Consider the following 1317-nt stretch of genomic DNA (forward strand, 5'->3'; position numbering starts at 1 on the left):
TCAGCCACTTGCGCTTTATTTTGAAGAAATTTGGGGCAAGTGGATAAAGTAGCTGCGCCTAAGCAGTCGAGAACAATCATCAGTAACGTGAGTAAGTGCGAATAAATGCCAAATATTAAGAAAAAACCAGCAGCTAAACCAGCCAAGCCTGCAGCAAAAGCCAAGACACCCGCTAAACCAGCACCGAAAGCAAAGGCTCCAGCTAAACCTGCAGCAAAAGCGAAGACACCTGCTAAGCCAGTAAAGGCCCCAGCAAAACCAGCACCGAAAGCAAAAGCCCCAGCTAAACCTGTAGCAAAAGCTCCAGCAAAGCCGGTAAAGGCGGTAGTAAAAAAGGTTGCAGCTAAGCCAAGCAAGGCTCCAGCTAAACCAGTTACCAAGGCTCCTGCAAAAGTTCCAGCTAAAGCTGCCAAGGTTGAGGCTCCTAAAAAAGGTAAGGTAGCGACTCCTAAGGTTGAAGCGGTTAAAGAAGCTAAGGGTAAAAAAGCCAAAGCAGTTGATGTGGGGACTGAGGTTGTTGCGACTGAAGAAGTGAAGAAAGGTCGCAAGCCAAAAGCAGATGCTCCTGCAGAAGGCGCTGAGCCTGTATTGACTGATCGTCAAAAAGCGCGTGAACGTAAAGCAAAAGAAAAGGCCCTCTTAAAAGAATTTGCGGCACAACAGTTAGGCTCTGAAGAGCAACAAGAATTACGTCGTACCCGTTTGAAGACATTGATCAAGATGGGTAAGTCCAAGGGTTACTTAACTCATGGCGAAATGAATGACGTTATGTCAGATGAATTATCTGATGCGGATGCATTGGAAACATTGATCAGTCTCTTAAACGACATCAACATTACTGTTTATGAGCAAGCTCCAGATGCTGAAACACTCTTGCTCAATGAAAACGCTTCAGCAACCACTTCTGAAGAAGAGGCTGAAGAAGAGGCGGAAGCCGCTTTAGCTACTGTTGATTCAGAGTTTGGACGAACAACCGATCCGGTGCGTATGTATATGCGCGAGATGGGTACTGTTGACCTCTTGACTCGTGAAGGCGAGATCGTCATTGCGAAGAAGATCGAAGCAGGTCTTAAAGACATGGTGATGGCTTTGGCTGCTTGCCCAGTCACAATTGGCGAGATCTTGGCTAACGTAGACAAGATTGCTAGCGGTGAGATGGAGATTGATCAGTTCGTTGACGGATTGGTAGATCCTAATGCCGAAGATATTAAGCTTGGCCCAGAAGAGCCTGAAATTGATCCAGATGCTGAAGAGGGCGATGAAGAAGGCGGAGAAGATGAAGGCGGCGGTGGCGGCGGTGGCGCAGCTACAGCTAAC

At 47.4% G+C, this 1317-nt stretch carries 1 protein-coding gene; it reads left to right on the forward strand.

What is annotated here, in order from left to right; genetic code table 11:
* Window positions 1-105: 105 nt before the first annotated feature.
* A partial coding sequence (locus tag B7Y67_RS18275; RefSeq protein ID WP_293599852.1) for an RNA polymerase sigma factor region1.1 domain-containing protein occupies window positions 106-1317 on the forward strand: 1212 nt, incomplete at its 3' end.

Source organism: Polynucleobacter sp. 35-46-11 (assembly GCF_002281105.1).